The organism is Flavobacterium sp. B114r (assembly GCF_056824125.1).
The window spans coordinates 2,461,011-2,484,658 of the sequence record NZ_CP124858.1; the positions used below are offsets into that span (position 1 = coordinate 2,461,011).

The 23,648-nt window shown below is 36.8% G+C and carries 11 protein-coding genes; all 11 read left to right on the forward strand.

Translation table 11 applies throughout. The features are described 5' to 3' along the window. Window positions 1-79 precede the first annotated feature (79 nt). The 11 genes from QLQ94_RS10670 (at window position 80) to QLQ94_RS10720 (ending at window position 23,556) form a co-directional block, all read left to right on the forward strand. Complete coding sequence (locus QLQ94_RS10670; RefSeq protein ID WP_271336463.1) at window positions 80-2,797, forward strand: alpha/beta hydrolase-fold protein; 2,718 nt, start codon at window positions 80-82, stop codon at window positions 2,795-2,797. 82 nt (window positions 2,798-2,879) lie between these two features. Then, window positions 2,880-5,417, forward strand: coding sequence for a glycosyl hydrolase 115 family protein (locus tag QLQ94_RS10675; protein ID WP_482499706.1), 2,538 nt, complete (start codon window positions 2,880-2,882; stop codon window positions 5,415-5,417). A 42-nt stretch (window positions 5,418-5,459) separates the two neighbouring features. Continuing rightward, window positions 5,460-8,174 carry a T9SS type A sorting domain-containing protein gene (locus QLQ94_RS10680; RefSeq protein ID WP_482499708.1) on the forward strand — a complete coding sequence of 905 codons (2,715 nt, stop codon included), beginning with the start codon at window positions 5,460-5,462 and terminating at the stop codon, window positions 8,172-8,174. Window positions 8,175-8,250: 76 nt separating this feature from the next. Continuing rightward, the gene (locus QLQ94_RS10685) at window positions 8,251-10,548 is read left to right on the forward strand and encodes a glycoside hydrolase family 127 protein (RefSeq protein WP_482499710.1); all 2,298 of its coding nucleotides are present in this window, start codon (window positions 8,251-8,253) and stop codon (window positions 10,546-10,548) included. A gap of 11 nt (window positions 10,549-10,559) precedes the next feature. Then, window positions 10,560-11,690, forward strand: a complete 1,131-nt coding sequence (locus QLQ94_RS10690; RefSeq protein WP_271336459.1) for a glycoside hydrolase family 43 protein — start codon at window positions 10,560-10,562, stop codon at window positions 11,688-11,690. 45 nt (window positions 11,691-11,735) lie between these two features. Beyond that, window positions 11,736-13,307, forward strand: a complete 1,572-nt coding sequence (locus tag QLQ94_RS10695; protein ID WP_271336458.1) for a glycoside hydrolase family 43 protein — start codon at window positions 11,736-11,738, stop codon at window positions 13,305-13,307. Between the two features lie 55 nt (window positions 13,308-13,362). Then, on the forward strand, window positions 13,363-15,957 hold the full coding sequence (gene xyl3A, locus QLQ94_RS10700) for a xylan 1,4-beta-xylosidase (protein ID WP_482499712.1): 2,595 nt from the start codon (window positions 13,363-13,365) through the stop codon (window positions 15,955-15,957). 149 nt (window positions 15,958-16,106) lie between these two features. Continuing rightward, a complete protein-coding gene (locus QLQ94_RS10705) occupies window positions 16,107-17,444 on the forward strand; it encodes a glycoside hydrolase family 43 protein (RefSeq protein WP_482499714.1) in 1,338 nt (445 codons plus the stop codon). Window positions 17,445-17,509: 65 nt separating this feature from the next. Beyond that, a complete protein-coding gene (locus QLQ94_RS10710; protein WP_271336455.1) occupies window positions 17,510-18,877 on the forward strand; it encodes a glycoside hydrolase family 43 protein in 1,368 nt (455 codons plus the stop codon). Window positions 18,878-19,099: 222 nt separating this feature from the next. Beyond that, a complete protein-coding gene (locus QLQ94_RS10715; RefSeq protein ID WP_482499716.1) occupies window positions 19,100-20,980 on the forward strand; it encodes a glycoside hydrolase family 97 protein in 1,881 nt (626 codons plus the stop codon). Window positions 20,981-21,111: 131 nt separating this feature from the next. Beyond that, window positions 21,112-23,556 carry a glycoside hydrolase family 31 protein gene (locus QLQ94_RS10720; protein ID WP_271336453.1) on the forward strand — a complete coding sequence of 815 codons (2,445 nt, stop codon included), beginning with the start codon at window positions 21,112-21,114 and terminating at the stop codon, window positions 23,554-23,556. Window positions 23,557-23,648: the final 92 nt, after the last annotated feature.

The following is a 23,648-nucleotide window of genomic DNA, read 5'->3' on the forward strand; positions in this document are numbered from 1 at the left end:
ATGGGAACTAAATGTTTGAAAGCAATTTCTAAGTTCCCCACCGCTAAATGATTTTTTGACACTAAACAAATTATGTACTATGAAATCAATAATTAGATTTTTTGCATTTGCAGTCTTATTTTCAATCGGACAAAAAGGGTATTCTCAAGATCCTAATTTTCAGGTTTATTTAAGTTTTGGACAGTCTAATATGGAAGGCAACGCTAAAATAGAACCTCAGGATACCGTTGGGATCGATGATCGATTTCAGGTTTTAGAGGCCGTAGACTGTCCCGAAATCGGCCGTAAAATGGGGAATTGGTATAAAGCCGTGCCGCCATTATGCCGTTGTACGACCGGATTAACGCCAACTGATTATTTTGGTAAGACAATGACAGCAAATCTTCCGGAATATATAAAAATAGGCATTATAAATGTTGCCGTTGGAGGTTGTAAAATTGAACTTTTTGATAAAGATAAGTCTGAGGATTATACTGCAACGGCACCTGACTGGATGAAAGGCATGATCAAACAGTACAATGGCAATCCGTATCAAAGACTTGTGGATATGGCCAGAATTGCACAAAAAAAAGGAGTCATTAAAGGAATCTTGGTACATCAGGGTGAGTCGAATACAGGTGATACGCTCTGGACAAAGAAGCTAAAGATAGTCTACGACAATTTGATAAAAGACCTGAATTTAGACCCAAAAAAAGTGCCGCTGCTTTCTGGAGAAACGGTAAACGAAGACCAGAACGGTAAATGTGCCAGCATGAACAAAATCATTGCTACGCTTCCGCAGACCATACCTAATTCCTACGTGATTTCATCCAGCGGCTGTAAAGCAGCATCTGATAACTTACATTTTACTGCCGATGGTTACAGAGAATTAGGAAAACGCTATGCACAGAAAATGCTTTCCTTATTAGGATATAAATTTTACAACGGGAAAGAATTTTTTAGAATTCATGCCCCCATAGGTTTTGATCAGTTAAATTCAGATGTACCAGCTGGAAAAATTGAAAGCATCAGCTATGAATCTCAAACAGTAGGTGCTGTCAGAAAAGCAACTGTTTATACGCCACCCGGATTTGATAAAAAGAAAAAGTACCCTGTATTGTACCTTTTACATGGAATAGGCGGGGATGAAAAAGAATGGCTTAACGGAGGAAGTCCCCAGATAATATTAGATAATCTTTATGCAGAAGGAAAAATTGAACCTATGATTGTGGTGATGCCAAATGGCAGAGCTATGAAAGACGATAGTGCTTCCGGAAATATAATGTCTCCGGATAAGATACAAGCCTTTGCAGTATTTGAGAAGGATCTGCTCCATGATTTAATTCCTTTTATAGAAAAAAAATACCCCATTTTTAAAGATAGAGAACATCGCGCCATTGCCGGTTTGTCGATGGGTGGAGGCCAGTCCCTGAATTTCGGATTGGGGAATTTAGATAAATTTGCCTGGGTGGGCGCATTCTCTGCAGCTCCTAATACTAAAATGCCGGAGGAATTACTTCCTAATCCGCAAGAAGCAAAAAAGAAGCTAAAATTACTTTGGATTTCCTGTGGTGACGATGATGGTCTTATCGGTAACAGCAGGCGTACACATGATTATCTCTTTAAGAATGATGTACCTCATATTTATTATATAGAGCCTGGTGTTCATGACTTTAAAGTATGGAAAAATGGTTTATATATGTTCTCACAATTTTTGTTCAAAACTGTCGATCAGTCCACTTTTCCCGAATATACTATTTTAGGAGAGGCAGCTCAAACCAATATCCGTAACAGTAAATATCCTCGAATTCTGCCTGATAATAAGGTGGTTTTTAAAATCAAAGCACCAGAAGCTTCCAGATTACAAATTGATTTAGGCAGGAAATACGATATGACGAGAGATGAATCAGGATTATGGACAGTTACTACTGATGTTATAAATAAAGGATTTAATTATTATTCCTTAATTATTGACGGTGTAGCTGTAGCTGATCCGGCTAGTGAATCATTCTATGGTATGGGACGTATAGCCAGCGGGATAGAAATTCCAAATAAGGAAGGAGATTTTTATGATTTAAAAATGGTCTCACATGGCAATATTGTAATTAAAAAATATTTTTCAAAAGTAACTAATTCGTGGCGCGAAATTTATGTTTATACACCTCCGGATTATGAAAACGGTGCAGAGAAATTCCCTGTTTTATATCTTCTGCACGGCGGAGGTGAAGATCAGAGAGGCTGGACGGCTCAAGGCAAGGTAAATTTAATTCTCGATAATTTAATAGCACAAAAAAAGGCAGTACCAATGATAGTTGTCATGCTTGATGGTAACATACCTGGTGGTGGCGGATTGAAGGGTTTTAACGAAAATGTACTTAAAGCTTTTGAAAATGAATTGTTAACAGCAGTTATTCCTTTTGCTGAAAGTAATTTTAGGACTGCAGCAGGCACTAAAAACCGTGCTTTAGCAGGATTGTCAATGGGCGGCCTACAGGCTCTTTATACTGGAATTAAAAACACAGACATGTTCAGTTACCTGGGAGTTTTTAGTTCTGGCTGGTGGGCTGATAATCCAGCTTTATCAGATCCTCAGTATGAGTTTATGAAAAATAATGCAACAAAAATTAATTCAAATATCAGACAATTATGGATTTCAATGGGAGGGAGAGAAGATATTGCTTTCAATAATTGTAAAATAATGATAGGTAAATTTGATCAGATGGGAATTAAATATAAATACAGTGAATATTCAGGCGGGCATAGCTGGCCTGTATGGAGGCACGATTTATTTATGTTTGCTCCATTATTGTTTCAATAATAGTCTTTTAGATATGCTGAAAAAGAGATTATAAAAATAAAAGATCATTACGATTAATTGAATCATCTAATTTAAAAATACAATGAAAAGGTTCTCCATATTTATAATAATATTAATCCTAATCTGCACTTGTATTCCTTCAAGAGCAGCCCAGCCTTTTATAACAAAGGAAAGAACTCCTGATGTTATCGCTCTTAAAGAAAAGAATTCAAGTCTTTCTTTTCTTGTGAATAGCGGACTAGACGCAGGTATTTTTCGTGCAATTAATAATTTACAATCTGATTTTGAAAAAATTACCGGCAGCAGACCATTAATTTTTAATCAAAATCCAAATCAGTCTTCGCCCCTAATTATAATTGGAATGATAGGCACTAATTCGGTGATTGATGAACTAATAAAACAGAAAAAAATAGATGGAAAACTCCTCAAAGGAAAAAATGAAAAATTTATTATCCAAAACGTAAAAAATCCATTCAGAGGAGTAGAAGAAGCAGTTGTAATTGCAGGCAGTGACAAGCGCGGAACTATTTATGGAATTTATGAATTATCCAGACAAATTGGTGTTTCACCCTGGTATTACTGGGCAGATGTTCCCATAGAAAAAAAAGAAAATATTTATTTTCTAAAAGGAATATACAGCGATGGGGAACCTGCTGTAAAATATAGAGGAATTTTTCTAAACGATGAAGCTCCGTCACTAAGCGGCTGGTCAAAAGCGACATTTGGAGGTTTCAGCAGCAAGTTTTATGAAAAAGTTTTTGAATTACTGCTTCGTCTAAAAGCCAATTATATTTGGCCGGCAATGTGGGGAAGTGCTTTTTATGATGATGATCCGGCAAGCGGACCTTTGGCGAATGAAATGGGAATTGTAATGGGTACATCCCATCACGAACCGATGGCTCTGGCACAGACTGACTGGCATCGGTATATTAAAAAAAATAACCTTCCTAATATTTGGGATTACACCAAAAATAAAGAAGTTTTAGATCAATTCTGGAAAAGCGGTATCAAGCGCAGTAAAAACTGGGAGAAAGTGGTTACTGTAGGAATGCGCGGAGATGGAGATGAAGCAATGAGCGAAGGAACTAATATAAGCCTTCTGGAGAATATCGTAAAAGAACAGCGCCGTATTATTGCAGAAGAGACGGGTAAAAATCCTAAAAAAACCCAACAGGTTTGGGCTTTATATAAAGAAGTACAGGATTATTATGACCAGGGAATGCGGGTTCCTGATGATGTTACGCTGCTGTTTTGTGATGACAACTGGGGAAATGTGCGTAAACTACCTGATCTCACTAAGCCGCTTCACAAAGGCGGTTACGGCATGTACTATCACTTTGATTACGTTGGAGGTCCCAGAAACTCAAAATGGATTAACATAAGTCCGATACAGAGAGTTTGGGAGCAGATGAATCTCACTTATTCGCATGGAGTTGATAAAATTTGGATTGTAAATGTAGGCGATCTTAAACCAATGGAGTTCCCTGTCAGTTTCTTTTTAGACATGGCATGGAGCCCTGAAAAATTCAACTCTCAGAATCTTTTGGAATTTACAGAGAAATGGGCAGCCGAGCAATTTGGTGCAAAACATGCAAAAGAAATAGCAGGCATATTAAACACCTATCCAAAATTCAACAGGAGAGTTACCCCTGAAATGCTGGACAGCAGTACCTACAGTCTGGACAACTATAACGAATTTGAAACCGTTGTCAATGATTACAAAAATTTAGCACTCGATGCCTATCGAATTTACAACGATATTCCAACTGAATATAGAGATGCCTATTTTCAATTGGTTTTATATCCTGTAGATGCCTGCAGCAACCTTTATGAAATGTATCATGCACAGGCTAAAAATAAAAAACTCGCTGCTGAAGGAAATGTCCTTGCCAATAGTTATGCAGATAAAGTAAAAGTCTATTTTGAAAGGGACTCTATTCTTCAAAATAAATACAATAATGAAATTGCCGGCGGGAAATGGACCCATATTATGGATCAGATGAGAATTGGATACAAAGCGTGGCACGACTCTCCTAAAAACATATTGCCACAAATTACTTATGTTTCTAAACCGAATAAACCTGCAGCGAAAGTATTTCGCGAAAAAGACGGTTATGTTTCCATAGAGGCAGAACATTTTTCTCAATTAAATAACTCAGAGAAAATCCATTGGGAAGTGATTCCTGATTTTGGAAAAACAAAAAGTGGTATTACTACATTTCCACAGCAAATTTATCCGGGCACAGGAGAAAATATTTTTGTAGAATATGAAATTGATTTTGTCTCAACAGGCGAATTTAATGTCGAACTGCTTCTGGCTCCTACTCTTAATTTTAACAGTAATAAAGGCCTCCGTTATGAAATTTCTTTTGATGGAGAAAAACCAAAGCTTGTGAATTTTAATGGAAAATACCGCGGAGAATTGGGAAAATGGCAGGCAGAGCATTTAATACATTCCTCAACCAAACATATTATTTCAAAAGCAGGAAAACACACCATGCGTTTTCGGGTTTTAGATCCCGGAATTGTACTGGGGAAAATTCTAATAGATACAGGAGGATTAAAACCAGCATATTTGGGAGCTCCGGAAAGTGATATTTTTTACCAGGATAAATTCTAATTTTTTAATCGATTACTATTATTAACTAATACTATAAAGGTTATGAGAAAATTATACCAATTAAGTTTAATATTGATTGCGGTTTTATTTACATCATCTGTTGAGGTAAGTGCTCAAAATGCAAAAGTACAAATTGATAAAAACAAAACGTATCAAAAAATTACTGGTTTTGGAGGGTTTGTATGCAGCCCCCAATTTGGTTATAATTACATGTCTACAGATGAAATAAAAAAAATTTGGGGTACAAACAGTGAAGCAGATTATAACATTATGCGGCTTTATATTCCGGCTGAGAATAACTGGCCCTCAACCCTTGCAACGGCAAAATTAGCCAAAAATGATTTAGGATTAAAGATTTTTGCCAGTCCCTGGACAATGCCAGCAGAATGGAAAACGAACAATAGCGAAGTTGCGGTTTATACAGATGCAAATGGAGTTCAGCAAATTGGCTACCTGAAAGAAGAGCATTATGAGGATTATGCCTTGTATCTTAATCGTTATGTAACATATCTTCGGGATAATGGAGTAGAACTCGATTATATTTCAATTCAAAATGAGCCTGATGAAAGGGCAACCTATCAAGGCTGTATATGGACACCTGTACAGATAGCTGCTTTTGTTAAAAATTACGGTCATCTGATTAATTGTAAAGTTATTGCGCCAGAAAGTGTAGGGTATTCAGATGCTTTTTCAGATGCTTTTTTGAATGCTGACACCATGCTAAACTTTGAAGTTTACGGAGTCCATCAGTATGGTGGCATTCAGTCAAAATACAAAGAATTTCAGAATTATAACAAGGAAATATGGATGACAGAATATTTAATTAACTGGAATTCCGGAGGTACAGTTCGTGATTTCAATTGGGGAATTGATGCTTTTAGTTTTGCAAATAGTGTCAATGATGCTTTATTAGGAAATGTCAATGCCTGGATCCACTACGCCGCTAAACGATATTATGGACTAATGGGAGATGGTACAAACGGAACACTGGACGGAGCAATTACCAAAAGAGGCTATATTCTTTCTCAATATGCAAAATTCACTACAGGTACAACGCGCATAGAATCAACATGGAGTGATGCTACTGCCCAACTTAAAGGGTCTTCGTATATAAATGATGCCGTTGATAAAATTGTTCTCACCATAATTAACCCATCGCAAAACACCTATAATCTTACTGTCGATTTACCATTTTATTCGGTAAAAGGCACTAAAACAATTACCAGTCAGAGCATTGATATGCAAAATACGGCAATGAATTTTGCTGAAACATTTCGTCCGGTAATAAGTATTGAGGCTTCGAGTTTTATTACATTGACATTTGAAAAGAATAAGGAAAAAATAGCTTCACAAATGAGCAGTAAAGAAGTTCATTACGCTAAAATTGAGAATCAATCTGTTACAAGTCCTACATTTGGAACAACGTATCAGATTAGTGGCAAAACAGTGACGTTTTCAAACGCAAGTCCCCTGATAAGTCCCAATATGAATGATGCTAATGGATACTTGAAATTAGATAATCGTTACAATAAATTTATAATGCATGTTAAAAGTTTTACTACTGCAAATCAGGGCAATACTGATAATACAACATTGTATTATATCAATGATAATGGAGAAGTAAAGTCTAAAAATTATGGAAAATTTAATTTTCCTGCAGGGGTTGAATTTGATTTGACATTTGATATTTCTAAATCCGTTCTTACAGATGGATGTACGGGAGTTATTGGCTTGCGAAACTCTAATTACAGTTCAGTACTTACTTTAAATTTGGGTGATGTATATTTTAATATTGCTGATGAAAAAGCAACCGAATTTGGAGGGATATATTCAGATGATGACAGCCTTCTGATGGATGCACTGCAAAGTATCAACTATGTATCATTAGATTTTAGAAACATCAGTGGCATCAGTTCATCCCAGAATTGGCGGGCCAAATCTGCAAATAAAAACAGTGTTTTTTATGTCACTGCCAATAACACTGCTGACAATGTAGTATCTGCAATGTCGTGTCAAAATTTAAATCTAATCGATCAGGGAGGTGATTTTAATGTTCCTTTCGGTTTTTCAGCTGTATCTGCATCCTTTTCCAAAACTATTGCAGGTTATGATGTTTTAGTTCTTCCATTTGAAGCCCATATACCTCAGGGTATAACAGCTTATACGATGCAGCCTTCATCTACTAAAATTACCTGCGATATAATTCAGGGTATAATTCCGGCAAATACACCTGTTTTATTGAGTGGCTCAGGTATATTTATTTTCAATGGAACCGGAAATGTCTCAACACCAAAAGCCTTAACTGTTAATCAAATGAATCCGGTTTACATTGGTATTAAGGCACCTGCAGGAAGTTACACATTAAAGACAGTAAATAATACTGCAGGATTTTATCCTGTGACAGTCGGAAGTGAGCCGCTAGTTTCATCATTTCATTTTTACTTAAGTGAAAAAAACGGATATAATGCCGCTGCGCTTCCGTTGGAGTTTACCACATTAGGCACAGTTCAAAATCAATTAGATGATCAGGTTGGTTTCAAATTATATCCAAATCCTGCTTTGGAGGAAATTTTTGTTGATAAGCTGTCTTCTGATTTTGATTATAAAATTTTTAATGCCCAAGGAACTTTAATGAATTCAGGAACTTTGAAAAGCGGGAATACCAGAATAAAAATAGAGTTACTTCCTGCCGGAGTTTATTTTATTAACGGAATCAATGGGACATCTACAATAAGTAGAAAATTTATAAAAAGATAAGACTTCAGGTTGATGAAACACTTGCAAAAGGCTTTTAAAGTTGAAAACAGCAGGCTTTTAATTACAAAAAAATATTATGAGAAATCTTTTATTGAAATACAAAATTTCATATTGTCTGCTGGGATTATTCATTGGATCCTCTGCCGTAGCTCAAATGCAGCCATTTAATTTAAGTGAAGTAAGATTAAAAGACGGGCCATTTAAAAATGCTCAGGATGTAGATCTTAAGTATATTTTTGCGCTTAATCCTGATAAACTTTTAGCTCCATACCTCATGGCTTCAGGACTTCCTGTAAAAGCAGATCGATACGGCAATTGGGAAAGTATAGGACTGGACGGGCATATTGCAGGGCATTATCTTTCTGCTCTGGCAATGATGTATGCTTCTACAGGAAATATTGAGCTTAAAAATCGGCTGGACTATATGGTTTCAGAGTTAGCGGTATGCCAGGAAAAAAATGGTAATGGTTATGTGGGCGGAATTCCACAGGGAAAGATTTTTTGGGATCGGCTTCACAACGGCGATATAGACGGAAGCAGTTTTGGCTTAAATAATACATGGGTACCGCTATACAATATCCATAAACTTTTTGCTGGCTTAAATGATGCTTATCATTATGCCGATAATGAAGAGGCAAAGGATATTTTGATAAAACTTGGAGACTGGTTTATAGAACTCATCCGTCCTCTATCTTATGAGCAGATACAGAACATCTTAAAAACAGAACATGGCGGTATAAATGAATCTTTTGCAGATTTGTATATCATCACAAAGGATAAGAAGTATCTGGAAACAGCAGAAAAAATATCCCATCTGGCGCTTCTAAATCCGTTATTGAAAAAAGAAGATAAATTAACAGGACTGCATGCCAATACCCAAATTCCAAAAGTTATTGGCTTTGAAAAAATTGCAGTACTTTCCGGAAATAAGGAATGGTCAGACGTGGCAGAATTTTTTTGGAAGAATGTTACTCAAAAACGCAGCGTAGCTTTTGGAGGTAATAGTGTCGGGGAACATTTCAATCCAACGGATGATTTCAGCAGTATGGTCAAGTCAAATCAAGGGCCTGAAACCTGCAACTCGTACAATATGGAACGTTTAAGCAAGGCCTTGTTTCTGGATAAAAATGATGTGAGTTATCTCGATTTCTATGAACGCACGCTTTACAATCACATTCTTTCAAGCCAGCATCCCCAAAAAGGAGGTTTTGTATATTTTACTCCTATCAGGCCCAACCATTATCGTGTTTATTCCCAGCCTGAAACCAGTATGTGGTGCTGCGTAGGTTCAGGGCTTGAAAATCATTCTAAATACGGGGAGTTAATTTACAGTCATACAAACAATGACGTTTTTGTAAACCTTTTTATTCCTTCAGTATTGCAATGGAAAGAAACAGATATTCAGATAGAACAAACCACAAAATTTCCGTTTGAAAATAATACCGATTTAGTGTTGAAACTAAAAAAAGCGAAAACATTTTCATTGAATATCCGCTGTCCGCAATGGGCTGAAAATTTTGAAATTTCAATAAATGGAAAATCTCAAAAGATAGAAGCCAAGCCCTCTGACTATGTGGTACTGAAAAGAAAATGGAAATCCGGTGATCACATAAGGGTTAAATTCAAAACTTCTACACATTTAGAAGGTCTGCCTGATGGTTCAAACTGGAGTGCTTTTGTCAACGGCCCTATTGTACTGGCCGCTAAAACATCTGCAAAAGATTTAGATGGCTTGTTTGCTGACGACAGTCGAATGGGGCATACCGCAAGCGGCAAATATTACCCACTGGATCAAGCGTATACTTTGGTAGGGGATAAGGCAGATTATATTAAAAAACTTAAGGAATTAGGCCATATGCGTTTTAGTTTAGATTCATTAGAATTAGAACCTTTTTTTGAGGTACATGATGCACGTTATCAAATGTATTTTCAAAACTACTCAAAAGAACAGTTCAAAGAAAAACATGACGTATTGAAACAGCAGGAAATTGATGCAATGGCTATTGAATCTAAAACTGTAGATAAAATTAACTGCGGCGAGCAGCAGTCAGAAGTAGATCATTTTTATAAAGGCAAAAAAAGCAATTCTGGCTACGATGATGGAAAGTCATGGAGAAGTACCCGTTCCTTTATTTCATATCAATTATTAAATAAAAATAAGTCAGGTAAATTTTTAGATATAAGTATTATAGATGAGTTTAAAATGGATAACATGACAATTCTTGTAAATGATAAACCTGCTCAGATCGTGTCTTTGGAAAATAATGTAATGAGGCTAAATATAGATAAAATGGAAATGATAAACATCAAATTAATAGCTAAAGAGGATCATAATAGTCCAAAGTTTTATCAGCTAATAATTTTAAAATTTTAAAAAAAACAGAAATGATGCGAAACCAGCTTATGGTACTTTTTTTGATTTTTTTCTCTGTTTCATCTGCACAAAAAAACGATACAGCAAAAAAACTAAAAACAAATGAGGCCGAAAAAGTATTTAAATATACAAATCCCATAACAAGAGATTCTCTACTTTCCATGCGTGATTATATGATTAATAAAGTAGGTGAAAAGTGGTATGCCACAGGAACTTCTAATCCTGTATGGACAGGACCCAATCCGGGCGTTAAACTCTTAGTTTCAGATGATCTGATACATTGGAAATTTCATTCCTATTTAATTGATGCCAGGAAACTGCAGGAAGACTGCCCTTATAATGGCCGTTTCTGGGCACCTGAAATTCACTTTATTCAAAATAAATACTGGCTTACTGTAAACAGCGGTAAGGTTACCAAGGAAGATCCAAAAGGAATGATTACACACAGTATTTGGCTTTTTTCGGCAGATAAAATTACAGGACCCTATAAATTAGTAAACGGTCCGCTGACCAATCAGTATAATAACGATGCTACTTTATTTGAAGATGATAATGGCGACACCTATTTATACTGTAGTGGTAACGGGCTTTTTCAGGCAAAAATTGATTTGAGAACAGGAAAACTAACCACTCCAATAGAGAAGTTTTTAGACAAAAAACAGCCGGGTTATCCCGATTGGATGATCGGTGGAATTGAAGGTCCATTTGTAATTAAAAAGGAAGGAACTTATTTCATGTTTTTCTCTACCTGGACCCGCGGATATGAAGTAGGATTATTAAAATCAAAATCCCCAATGGGGCCTTGGGAATTGGTTTCCCGCGAACCTATTTTTGGAACCCGAAAAAAAGGGTATCGTCCAGAATTAGCAATCAGCGGAGGATACGATAATGGACAATTTACAGACACTCAGGATCCCTATGAGGAAACAGGTCACAATGCTTTGTTTGAGGGACCCGACGGCAATTTATGGACATCGTGCCATTATTTAATGGATGAAAAAAGACCTTATCCGTATAGTCAAAGCTTTCATTCATGGGAAAAACTTCCTCAATTGGGGATTGAACCTGTACACTATGCTGATGGTAAGTTTTATATCAATAGTCCAACCTGGACAGAACAGATTGTACCTCTGAAAAAATAGATCATGATGAGGTATTTATTTCTAATTCAATTCTAAGATAAAACGATGAAAATAAGAAACGCTTTTTTATGCATTATTCTGGTTGTTGGCTTGGTCAAAACCAATTACGCACAACAAAACAGAGCACAAAATTCAGTCATTTTTGCTGATGTTCCCGATATGTCCATAATTCGTGTAAACGATATTTATTACATGAGTAGCACGACCATGCACATGAATCCGGGCGTGCCCATTATGAAATCTAATGACTTAGTAAATTGGAAAATAGTCAATTATGTTTATCAAACATTAGAAGATGATAATGATAAACTAAATCTGGATAATGGAAAAAATGATTATGGCCGAGGTTCATGGGCCAGTAGTCTGCGTTATCATAATGGCATTTATTATGTGAGTACTTTTTCCGGAACAACTGGTAAGACCTATATTTTTTCTACAAAAAACATTGAAAAAGGCCCTTGGAAAAGAACTGTTTTAAATGATTCGTATCATGATCACACGATTTTTTTTGATGACGATGGTAAAGTTTACATGGTTTGGGGAGCAGGAAAACTGCAGATTATAGAGTTGAATTCAGATCTCTCGGATGTAAAAAAAGAAACACAAAAAGTGTTGATTGAAAATGCCAGTGCTCCTGCCGGAAACAATATCATGCTTCAGTCTGAGGGTTCACAGCTTTTTAAAGTCAAAGGGAAATATTATTTGTTTAATATAACCTGGCCAAAAGAAGGTATGCGCACTGTTATCATACATAGAGCAGATCGTATTTCAGGGCCTTGGGAAGGGAAAATAGGTCTGCAGGATTTGGGAGTTGCACAAGGCGGGCTTATTGATACACCGGATGGAAAATGGTTTTCGTATTTGTTTAAAGATTCCGGAGGTGTGGGCCGTATTCCTTATCTGGTTCCTGTGCAATGGAAGGAGGGCTGGCCAATTCTGGGCGAAAATGGTAAAGTACCGGAATATCTGGATTTACCCGCCAGTAGAGGTTTGATTCCGGGGATTGTTAATTCTGACGACTTTAACCGCAAAAAAGGAGATAAAGAACTGCCATTAGACTGGCAGTGGAACCACAATCCTGATAACTCCCTGTGGTCTGTTAAGGAAAGAAAAGGATATTTAAGATTAAAAACAGGCCAGATAGACAGCAGTTTTGTTCAGGCTAGAAATACCCTTACACAAAGAACTTTCGGACCTGAATGTGCAGCAGCTACAGTATTGGAAGTTTCAAAAATGAAAGAAGGCGACCTTGCGGGGATTTCTTTGCTGCAAAAAGAATATGGACTTTTAGCCGTTAAGGTTGAAAATGGTGCGAAAAAATTGGTCATGATTGATGCTGTTAAAGGCAATCCGCGTGAAGTTGAAAGCATTCCTTTAACCCAGGATAAAGTGTATTTCAAAGCAACATGTGATTTTAAAGAGAAAGCAGATACCGGAAGATTTTTTTACAGTTTGGATGGTAAAAAATGGATCAGTATCGGAAACGATATAAAACTGCCTTATACAATTCCTCATTTTATGGGGTATCGATTTGGGTTGTTTAACTATGCCACTAAAAATAAAGGAGGTTATGTAGATTTTGATTATTTCAATATTGAAGGTCAGACTCAAAAATGAAATTTACCAGTTTTAACAGTATAATACTTCGTACATTAATTTCAATAGTAAAAATATGAAAATCACTTGCCTGTATATTTTAAGTTTAATGTCTTTTTTTAGTGTAAACGCGCAGCAATATCCTTACAAGAATCCCTCGCTCAGTTCAGCAGAGCGGGCAAAAGATTTAGTTTCGCGATTAACTCTTGAAGAAAAAGCGGTATTAATGTGTGATCAAAGTGATGCGATACCCAGACTTGGAATCAAAAAATTCAATTGGTGGAGTGAAGCGCTACATGGGTATGCCAATAATGACAATGTTACTGTTTTTCCGGAACCTATAGGTATGGCAGCCTCGTTTGATGATCAATTACTATATCGCGTTTTTGATGCGGTATCAGATGAAGCGCGCGCAAAATATAATCAATGGATTAAAAACGGTAATGAAAACAAACGTTTTTTAAGCCTCTCGGTCTGGACTCCTAATGTTAATATTTTTCGGGATCCGCGTTGGGGCCGTGGTCAGGAAACCTACGGAGAAGATCCTTATCTTACTTCCCGAATGGGAATTTCAGTAGTCAAAGGACTGCAAGGCCCGACAGATGCTAAATACCGTAAACTTTTAGCCTGTGCAAAACATTTTGCTGTTCACTCAGGACCAGAATGGAGCAGGCATGAATTGAATTTAAATAACGTAGATCCTCGCGAGTTGTATGAAACTTATCTGCCGGCATTTAAAGCACTTGTGCAGGATGCTGATGTGCGCCAGATAATGTGTGCTTATCAACGTTTAGACGATGAGCCCTGCTGTAGCAATACCAGATTATTACAGCGTATTCTAAGAGATGATTGGGGATTTAAATATCTGGTAGTTTCAGATTGCGGTGCTGTAACTGATTTTTATACAACTCACAAAGTTTCATCAGATGCGGTGCATGCTGCATCAAAAGCGGTCCTTGCCGGAACAGATGTGGAATGTGTCTGGGAGAAATATCCCTTTAAAGAACTCCCGGCAGCTGTTGCTAAAGATCTGATAAAAGAAGCGGATATTGATAAGAGCCTGCTTCGCGTATTAGTTGGCCGTTTTGACTTAGGTGAAATGGATGATGATGCCATAGTGCCGTGGGCTCAAATTCCCACATCGGTTCTTAATAGTAAAGAGCATCAGCAACTAGCACTTGAAATGGCTCAAAAGTCCATGACGCTTTTACAAAATAAAAACAGCGTGCTTCCTTTAAATAAATCAATAAACAAAATAGCAGTACTAGGACCAAATGCTAATAATGAACCCATGTTATGGGGAAATTATAATGGAACACCCGTTAAAACAATTACCATTAAAGACGGAATAGAGTCAAAAATTCCGAAAAATAAAATCTTTTATGATAAAGCGTGCGATCTGGTAGAAGATAAAGTAAACCAAAGTTATTTTAACCAAATCTCATTTGAGGGAAAAAAAGGAATGAAAGCAACCTATTGGAATAATCCAAATAGAGAGGGGAGCAGTATAATATCCCAGCAGATTTTAAATCCTATTAAAATGACTACTGCCGGTCAGCATGAATTTGCCTCAGGGGTTAAACTAGAAGGCTTTTCAGCAAAATATGAAACAGAATTTTCAGCACAAGCAAATGATATACTTGTTTTTAAAACAGGAGCTACTGGTGTTTTTGAATTACTGATTGACGGAAAATCAATTGCAAAATATACCAATTGGCGTACTGTTCCAGGAAATATTTCATTTCCGGTTCAGGCGGGTAAAAAATATAAAATCGAACTTCTTTTTGCCCAGTCAAACAATTGGCAGGCGAATCTTGAATTTGATTTTGGAAAAGAATTTGATATTGATTTCAGTTCATTAATTCAAAAATTAAAAGGTATCGATACTGTAATTTTTGCAGGTGGGCTCTCTACTTTGCTGGAAGGAGAAGAAATGCCTGTTTCTTCGCCGGGTTTTAAAGGCGGTGACCGTACAGATATTGAACTTCCGGCCGTGCAGAGAAAATTTTTGAAAGAACTTAAAGCAGCAGGTAAAAAAGTAATTTTTGTAAACTGCTCGGGCTCTGCAATTGCCTTAACGCCAGAAACGGAAAGCTGTGACGCTATTCTCCAGGCATGGTATCCGGGTGAAGCCGGAGGTCAGGCCGTTGCCGACGTTCTTTTTGGAGATTATAATCCTGCCGGAAAACTACCTGTTTCATTTTATAAAAACTCAGATAAATTAGGTGATTTTGAAAATTATTCGATGAAAGGGCGCACCTATAGATATACAACAGATGTTTTGTTTCCGTTCGGTTTTGGCTTAAGCTACTCTAAATTTACTATTGGTGAGGCAAAATTGAATAAAGCCAATATAAAACCTAATGAAAATACGCAATTAAGCTTTCCTGTAAAAAACATTAGTAAACGTGACGGAACAGAGATCGTACAGGTTTATGTTAGAAAAGAAAATGATACCGATGGCCCCTTGAAAACATTAAAAGCATTTAAAAGAGTCAATTTAAAAGCGGGTGAAAAGCAACTTGTAACTATAGATTTACCAGCTTCTTCATTTGAGTTTTATGATGCCACTACTATAGCAATGAAGGTAACATCAGGCCTGTACGAGGTCTATTATGGTAATAGCTCGGAGACCAAAGATCTAAAAATGATTAAAGTATCTGTTCAATAAATCTATGAACAGCAATTAACAAATAAATGCCAGATTGAGAACTGGTGTGACAATGGTTAATTATCAGTAACAAAAAAAAGATTCGTTTGTAATAGGTTTACAATTAATGAAATAATTATGATACTCTGCGTTTAATAAAAAATGGCTAAATGATGAAAAAATCGAATTTCTTACTACTATTTTATTTGTTTATGACTGTAGTTTTTAATGGCAGCGCCCAAAGTAATATCAAACAGCGACCTATAATTCAAACAAAATATAATGCTGACCCTGCCCCGATGGTGTATAAGGACACCGTTTTTTTATATACATCACATGATGAGGACGATGCAAACGGCTTTAAAATGATCAACTGGCTTCTTTATACTTCAACTGACATGGTTAACTGGACTGATCATGGTGTAGTTGCATCCTTGAAAGATTTTAATTGGGTAAAGCATGATAATGGAGCATGGGCCGTACAAGCAATTGAACGAAACGGGAAATTCTATCTCTATTGTCCCATGCACGGACAGGGGATAGGCGTATTGGTAGCTGACAGTCCTTATGGACCTTTTAAGGACCCACTTGGAAAACGATTGATTGACACCAATCATTTATGGAATGACATTGATCCAAATCCATTTATTGATGATGATGGCCAGGCCTATCTTTATTGGGGGAATCCTGATTTGTATTATGTCAAACTAAACCCTGATATGACATCTTATTCAGGTGAAGTTATCAGTGTACCTTCAAAGCCGAAGAACTATCAGGAAGGGCCTTGGATCTATAAGCATGAAAAACAGTATTATTTGTCTTACGCATCTACGTGCTGTCCTGAAGGAATTGGGTATGCTATGAGTAATTCACCCACGGGACCTTGGGAATACAAAGGCATGGTGGTTGAAGCAAGTGAAAAAACCAGGGGAAATCATCCTGCAATTATTGATTACAAAGGAAAATCATATTGTTTCGGACATAGTTACGATATTTTAAAGAGAGAAACCTCTACTTTTTATGAAAGACGTTCAGTAGACATGGATGAAATAGTTTATAACCAGGACGGAACAATTAAAACATTATTTTATTGGTCAGAAGATGGACCCAAGGCAGTAGGTACCATAAATCCTTTTAAGAGGGTTGAGGCTGAAACTATGGCATGGAGTGAAGGGTTGAAATCTGATATAAATAGTGAAAAAGGAGTTTTTGTAACCCAAATAAGCAATAATAATTTTATTGAGGTGCAGGCTGTTGATTTTAATAGAACTGCTAAAAAATTTGAAGCCAATGCTGCTTCAATCAAAGGAGGAAAAATAGAAATCCGTTTGGATAATAAAGAAGGCCAGATTATTGGAGTCTGCGAAATTGGGAGTACAGGAAATTTAAATACCTGGAAAGAATTTCAGTGCAGTGTAAAGAAAGTAAAAGGATTACATAGTGTTTTTTTTATTTTTAAAGGAAACGGAGAATCACTTTTTAATTTAGACTGGTGGAAGTTTATGTAGCGTTCTCAAGCTGTGATTAAAAGTAATAGGCAGATAAGTAAATTTTCAAGAGAAAAATAAACAATATGTATTTTAAAAAAAATAACCTTGCAGCAGTATTATTTATAATTTCTATAATCGGATTTGCTCAGAATCCTATTATACAAACCAATTATACAGCAGATCCTGCCCCAATGGTATATAACGGAAAAGTCTATTTATATACGACCCATGATGAAGACGAATCGACCTGGTTTACTATGAATGACTGGAAATTGTATACCACTGAGGATATGGTAAATTGGACAGATCATGGTACGGTTTTGAATTATAAACATTTCAACTGGGCTAAGATGAATGCATGGGCTGCTCAATGTATAGAACGCAATGGAAAGTTTTATATGTACGTTCCTATAACCAATAAAGAAGGTCAGGGATCAATAGGAGTTGCCGTTTCTGATAGTCCTTACGGACCTTTTATTGATCCGTTAGGAAAACCACTAATTCGAAATAGTAATGCTGATATTGATCCGTCGGTTTTTATCGATGATGACGGACAGGCATACTTGTTTTGGGGTAATCCGGAATGTTATTTTGTGAAATTAAACGAAGATATGATCTCTTATAACGGAGAGATAAAAATAATTCCCAATACTATTGAATCTTTCGGAAAACGTGATGGAAAAGAAGATCCCCGAAGACCTACTACCTACGAAGAGGGACCCTGGCTTTATAAGAGAAATAAATTATATTATTTGATTTTTGCAGGCGGGCCTATTTCAGAGCATATTGGGTATTCGACCAGTAAAAGCATAACCGGTCCTTGGAAATATCAGGGCATTGTAATGTCTACACAGGGAAGTAGTTTTACCAATCACCCAGGTGTAATTGATTTTAAAGGCAAGTCCTATTTTTTCTATCATAACGGAGCATTGCCTGCAGGTGGAGGTTTTACCCGATCTGTATGTGTTGAGGAATTAACATTCCAGCCAGATGGAAAAATTAATCAGATCAATATGACCGAAGGAATAAAAAAAGGTATCAAAACCATTAATCCTTATCTTAAAACCGAAGCCGAAACAATAGCATGGTCAAACGATGTAAAGTCAATGCAGAATGAGCAAGTTGGCGTTTTTATTACAGCAATGAAAAATGATGCTTTTACGAAGGTAAGAGATGTCGATTTTGGTAAAGAAGGTGCTTCAAAATTTACAGCGCGTGTAGGGACTGTCCATAATGGTAATGTCACTATGGAAATAAGATTGGATAAAGTAGATGGGGAATTGATTGGTACAATTCAGGTTCCAATGACTGGAGGAAATGATCGATGGGCCTTAGTGAAAAGCGATGTAAAGAAGGTGTCTGGGATACGTGATCTTTATTTTGTATTTAAAGGAAAAGCTTCGGGACAAATTTTATATTTTGATTATTGGATGTTTTCTAAGGGAGTATAGCCAATTATCGAAATGCAGTGATACGGAAATTTATATTACAACCGAATCTTTTTCTTTAATTTAGACTGCAGTCTGTTAAGAAAAATGATTCCATATTATGATGTAGCACGTCTTTTTGCAAATAAAAATAAATTAATAAACCAATAACCAGTATAAGTTATGAAATTTAAATATGCATTATGTTTATTTCTCTTTAGTTTTTTGAAATTAAATGCACAATCAGTGGTGAAAAGTCCAGATGGAAAGCTCATAGTAGTTTTGGCTGTAGATAATAATATGCCGGTATACAGTGTTTCCTATAACGGGAAAATTTTCCTGAAAAATTCTCCCCTTGGTTTAAAAACAAATGTTGGGGATTTTACCACAGGATTAATTTTGCAGGCCAATGTACATCAAAAAAATATTGAAGAAATCTATCAGCTTCCTAATATAAAACAGCAAAGCGTGCATTATGCAGCTAATGAGGCTGTATTTTCTTTTACTAAAGGAGGGAAAGAAGCTATTGATGTCATATTTAGAGTAAGTAATAATAATGCAGCTTTTAAATATAAAGTATATCCTCAAAAAGAAGCCCGCTCCTGTGTGGTGCAGGAAGAAGCATCTGGTTTTGTTTTACCGGATGGTACCACTACATTTCTTTGCCCGCAAAGCAAACCCATGACAGGATTTGCCAGAACTGCGCCAAGTTATGAAACATCCTATACACTAGATGCTCCAATGGGAAAGAACGGAATAGGAGAAGGGTATACCTTTCCATGCCTTTTTAAAGTAAATAATCAAGGATGGGTTTTAATCTCAGAAACCGGCGTAGACAGTGGTTATTCTGGCAGCAGGTTAATTGGTCACGATAAAGGACTGTATACGATAGGATTTCCAATGGAAGGAGAAAACAACGGAAACGGCACAACTGCTCCGGGGATATCACTATTTGGTGAAACTCCATGGCGCACCATTACTATTGGAGAAACCTTGGCTCCTGTTGTAGAAACTACTATCCCTTTTGATTTGGTTAAACCAAAATATAAAGCCTCTAAGGAGTACCAATATACTAAAGGTTCATGGAGCTGGATTATCAAAATGGATAACAACACCACTTTTCCGGTTCAAAAACAATATATAGATTTCAGTGCGGCGATGGGATACCAGACTATTTTAATTGATGCACTTTGGGATACTCAGATAGGAAAAGATAAAATTGCTGAACTGGCCCGATTTGGAGAAGCAAAAGGGGTAGGTTTGTATTTATGGTACAACTCGAATGGATATTGGAATGACGCACCCCAAGGACCACGTGGAATGATGGATAATGTAATACTGCGTCGTCAGGAAATGGCATGGATGAAAAGTATCGGTATAAAAGGAATTAAAGTTGATTTTTTTGGGGGAGATAAACAAGTAACCATGAAATTATATGAAGAGATCCTGACAGATGCTAATGATTTTGGACTAATGGTTGTTTTTCATGGTTGTACCTTACCGAGGGGATGGGAACGTATGTATCCAAATTTTGCCTCTAGTGAAGCTGTCCTGGCAAGTGAAAATCTGCATTTTGGACAAAAAAGCTGTGATAACGAAGCTGTTAATGCTGCAACACACCCTTTTATTCGAAATACGGTCGGAAGTATGGACTTTGGAGGAAGTGCTTTAAATCAGTTTTATAACAGTGAAAATGAGCCCAATAAAGGTTCAAAACGTATAACTTCTGATGTATTTGCCTTAGCCACCGCGGTGCTTTTTCAAAGCGGTGTACAGCATTTTGCATTGGCACCAAATAATTTAATCGATGCTCCTGCCTGGGCTATAAACTTTATGAAAGAAGTTCCCACGACTTGGGATGAAGTTCGTTTTTTAGAAGGTTATCCCGGTAAATTTGTAGTGCTTGCCCGCCGAAAAGGAGTTAAGTGGTACATAGCAGGAGTGAATGCTCAAAAAGAAACGGTAAAATTAAAAATCAAGCTGCCAATGATTGCTTCAGGGGAAACTTTAAGATGTTACCTTGATGATGACCATTTAAAGGGAACTGTAAAAACAATGAAGCTTAAAAATAGTCATGAAATTGAAATAGCAATTCCTTGTAATGGAGGAATGCTGCTATTGAATTAGCTCTAAATTATTGCCGTCATAAAGGAGCAACCGATAAAAATTTAATATTTCTGAAATTTTTAAAACTATACCAATTATAAAAGGTATTAGTTTTAGAAAATTAAAAACAAAAAACTAATCCATTTATAAATATGAAACGAATTTGTTTTATGCTCGTTCTTCTGGTGCTGTCCGTAAACGGACTTGCACAGTCTTTTCAGAAGACTAAACTGGGAGTGAAAGCCAGTGTCGACGGCAGTAATGTAGAAGTACGGTTCTATTCGCCTTCAATAGTTAGGGTTATTAAAGTGCCTAATGACAAAATATTCTTAAAAGAAAGTCTATCAGTAATAATGCAGCCATCAAAAACTGCTTTTACAACCAAGCAAAATGGCACTATAGTAACGCTGAAATCCAATAAAGTAACGGTTACTGTTGATCTTACTGATGGGAGCATTGAGTTTTCTTCCGTTTCTGGCCAGGGGCTATTAAAAGAAAAGGTTAACGGCACAAAATTCACCCCATTCGATGATACCGGTGCTGCCAGTTACAATGTTTATCAATCTTTTAGTCTCGATAATGATGAAACCATTTATGGACTAGGACAGCATCAGAGAGGAGATCTTAATCAACGAAATCAGAAATATCATCTGGAACAGGGTAATGTAGAAGATGCTATAACCTTTTTTCAATCGGTAAAAGGTTATGGTCTGTTTTGGGATAATTATTCTCCAACAGAGTTTACAGATAATGCCACAGAGACTTCTTTTAATTCCCAGGTGGGCGACGGAGTAGACTACTATTTTATGTATGGGGGAAGTGCTGATGGCGTAATAGCCGATATGCGCGAACTTACAGGTAAGGTTCCTATGTTTCCCTTGTGGACCTATGGCTTTTGGCAAAGTAAAGAGCGATATAAGAGTCAGGACGAACTGGTAAATGTAGTAAAAAGATACCGGGAATTGGGTGTACCACTCGATGGCATTATACAGGACTGGCAATATTGGGGAAATAACTATCTGTGGAATGCCATGGATTTTTTGAATCCCGATTTTCCTGACGGGAAAAAAATGGCTGAAGATGTACATGCTCAAAATGCACATTTGATAATTTCGATCTGGGCTTCATTTGGGCCGAAATCTAAGCCGTATCGTGATATGGATAAAAAAGGAATGCTTTTCAATATTGCTACCTGGCCCGAATCAGGTTTAGAGCAGTGGCCTCCCAATATGGATTATCCTTCCGGGGTAAGGGTCTATGATGCCTATAACCCTGAAGCGCGCGATATTTACTGGAAATATGCCAATGATGGACTTTTTTCTAAAGGGATAGACGGCTGGTGGATGGATTCAACCGAACCCGACCATCTACAGGTAAAACCCTCGGATTATGATACAAAAACTTTCTTGGGTTCCTTTCGTAAAGTGCGTAATGCTTTTCCGCTTATGACAGTTGGAGGGGTTTATGACCATCAGCGTATGACTACATCAGATAAGCGTGTATTTATTCTTACCCGTTCTGCATTTGCAGGCCAGCAGCGTTATGGTGCCAATACGTGGTCGGGTGATACCGGCTCGAGCTGGGAAACACTCCGAAATCAAATACCTGCGGGATTAAATTTTTCATTGACCGGAATACCACATTGGAATTCAGACATAGGAGGTTTTTTCGCCGGGGTTTATAATAAAGGAAGATATACTGGTTCCGGGGCTAAAAATCCGCTATATCAGGAATTATATGTCCGCTGGATACAATTTGGGACTTTTAATCCCATGATGCGTTCACATGGTACAGATGTACCTAGGGAAATTTATCAGTTTGGGAAAAAAGGAGAACCTATATTTGATGCCATTGATAAATTTATTAATTTGCGTTACACGCTTCTGCCTTATATATATTCGACTTCTTGGGATGTTAGTGCGAACCAATCTACTTTTATGCGTGCTCTATTTATGGACTTTGTAAACGATAAAAAAGTATGGGATATCAATAATGAGTATATGTTTGGAAAATCAATATTGATAGCTCCTGTAGTAAAAGCCCAATATACTTCTGAAACTGTAGTAAAAGTCGATGAACAAAGCGGATGGAACAAACAGGGAAATAAAGCAGGAAAAGATGAAGCCGCGATAGACTTTACCACTGAAAAAACGACGCAGGTATATCTCCCATCAGGTACTAATTGGTATGACTTTTGGACCAATGAAAATTTTAAAGGAGGGCAGGAAATTACAAGGAAAACCACTATTGATATGATTCCGCTTTACATCAGGGCAGGTTCTATACTGCCATTAGGGCCACAGGTGCAATATGCTGCCGAAAAAAAATGGGACAACCTTGAAGTGAGGGTATATCCGGGTTGTGATGGATCATTTGTATTATATGAAGATGAGTTTGATAACTATAATTATGAAAAAGGAGCGTACACTGAAATAGCGTTTTTGTGGAATGATTCAGTAAAAAAGCTTACCATATCCAGCCGAAGAGGGGCTTATAAGGGAATGCTCCAAAATAGAAAATTTACTATTGTTCTGCCCTCAGGTGTAAGGAAAGATGTTGCCTACAATGGTAAAAAAATAGAAATAAAATTTAAATAGAAAAGAGTATAATATAAAAAAACCTAAAGTCTGTCTACAGGCTTTAGGTTTTTAGAATATAATGTACTGCAGTCTATCATTTATAAAGATCA

Bases quoted from the DNA above. Each gene is read 5' to 3' on its own strand.
- QLQ94_RS10670 (WP_271336463.1), top strand. From the start codon at position 80: ATGAAATCAATAATTAGATTTTTTGCATTTGCAGTCTTATTTTCAATC.
- QLQ94_RS10685 (WP_482499710.1), top strand. From the start codon at position 8,251: ATGAGAAATCTTTTATTGAAATACAAAATTTCATATTGTCTGCTGGGA.
- QLQ94_RS10705 (WP_482499714.1), top strand. From the start codon at position 16,107: ATGATGAAAAAATCGAATTTCTTACTACTATTTTATTTGTTTATGACT.
- QLQ94_RS10675 (WP_482499706.1), top strand. From the start codon at position 2,880: ATGAAAAGGTTCTCCATATTTATAATAATATTAATCCTAATCTGCACT.
- QLQ94_RS10710 (WP_271336455.1), top strand. From the start codon at position 17,510: ATGTATTTTAAAAAAAATAACCTTGCAGCAGTATTATTTATAATTTCT.
- QLQ94_RS10680 (WP_482499708.1), top strand. From the start codon at position 5,460: ATGAGAAAATTATACCAATTAAGTTTAATATTGATTGCGGTTTTATTT.
- QLQ94_RS10695 (WP_271336458.1), top strand. From the start codon at position 11,736: ATGAAAATAAGAAACGCTTTTTTATGCATTATTCTGGTTGTTGGCTTG.
- QLQ94_RS10720 (WP_271336453.1), top strand. From the start codon at position 21,112: ATGAAACGAATTTGTTTTATGCTCGTTCTTCTGGTGCTGTCCGTAAAC.
- QLQ94_RS10690 (WP_271336459.1), top strand. From the start codon at position 10,560: ATGATGCGAAACCAGCTTATGGTACTTTTTTTGATTTTTTTCTCTGTT.
- xyl3A (WP_482499712.1), top strand. From the start codon at position 13,363: ATGAAAATCACTTGCCTGTATATTTTAAGTTTAATGTCTTTTTTTAGT.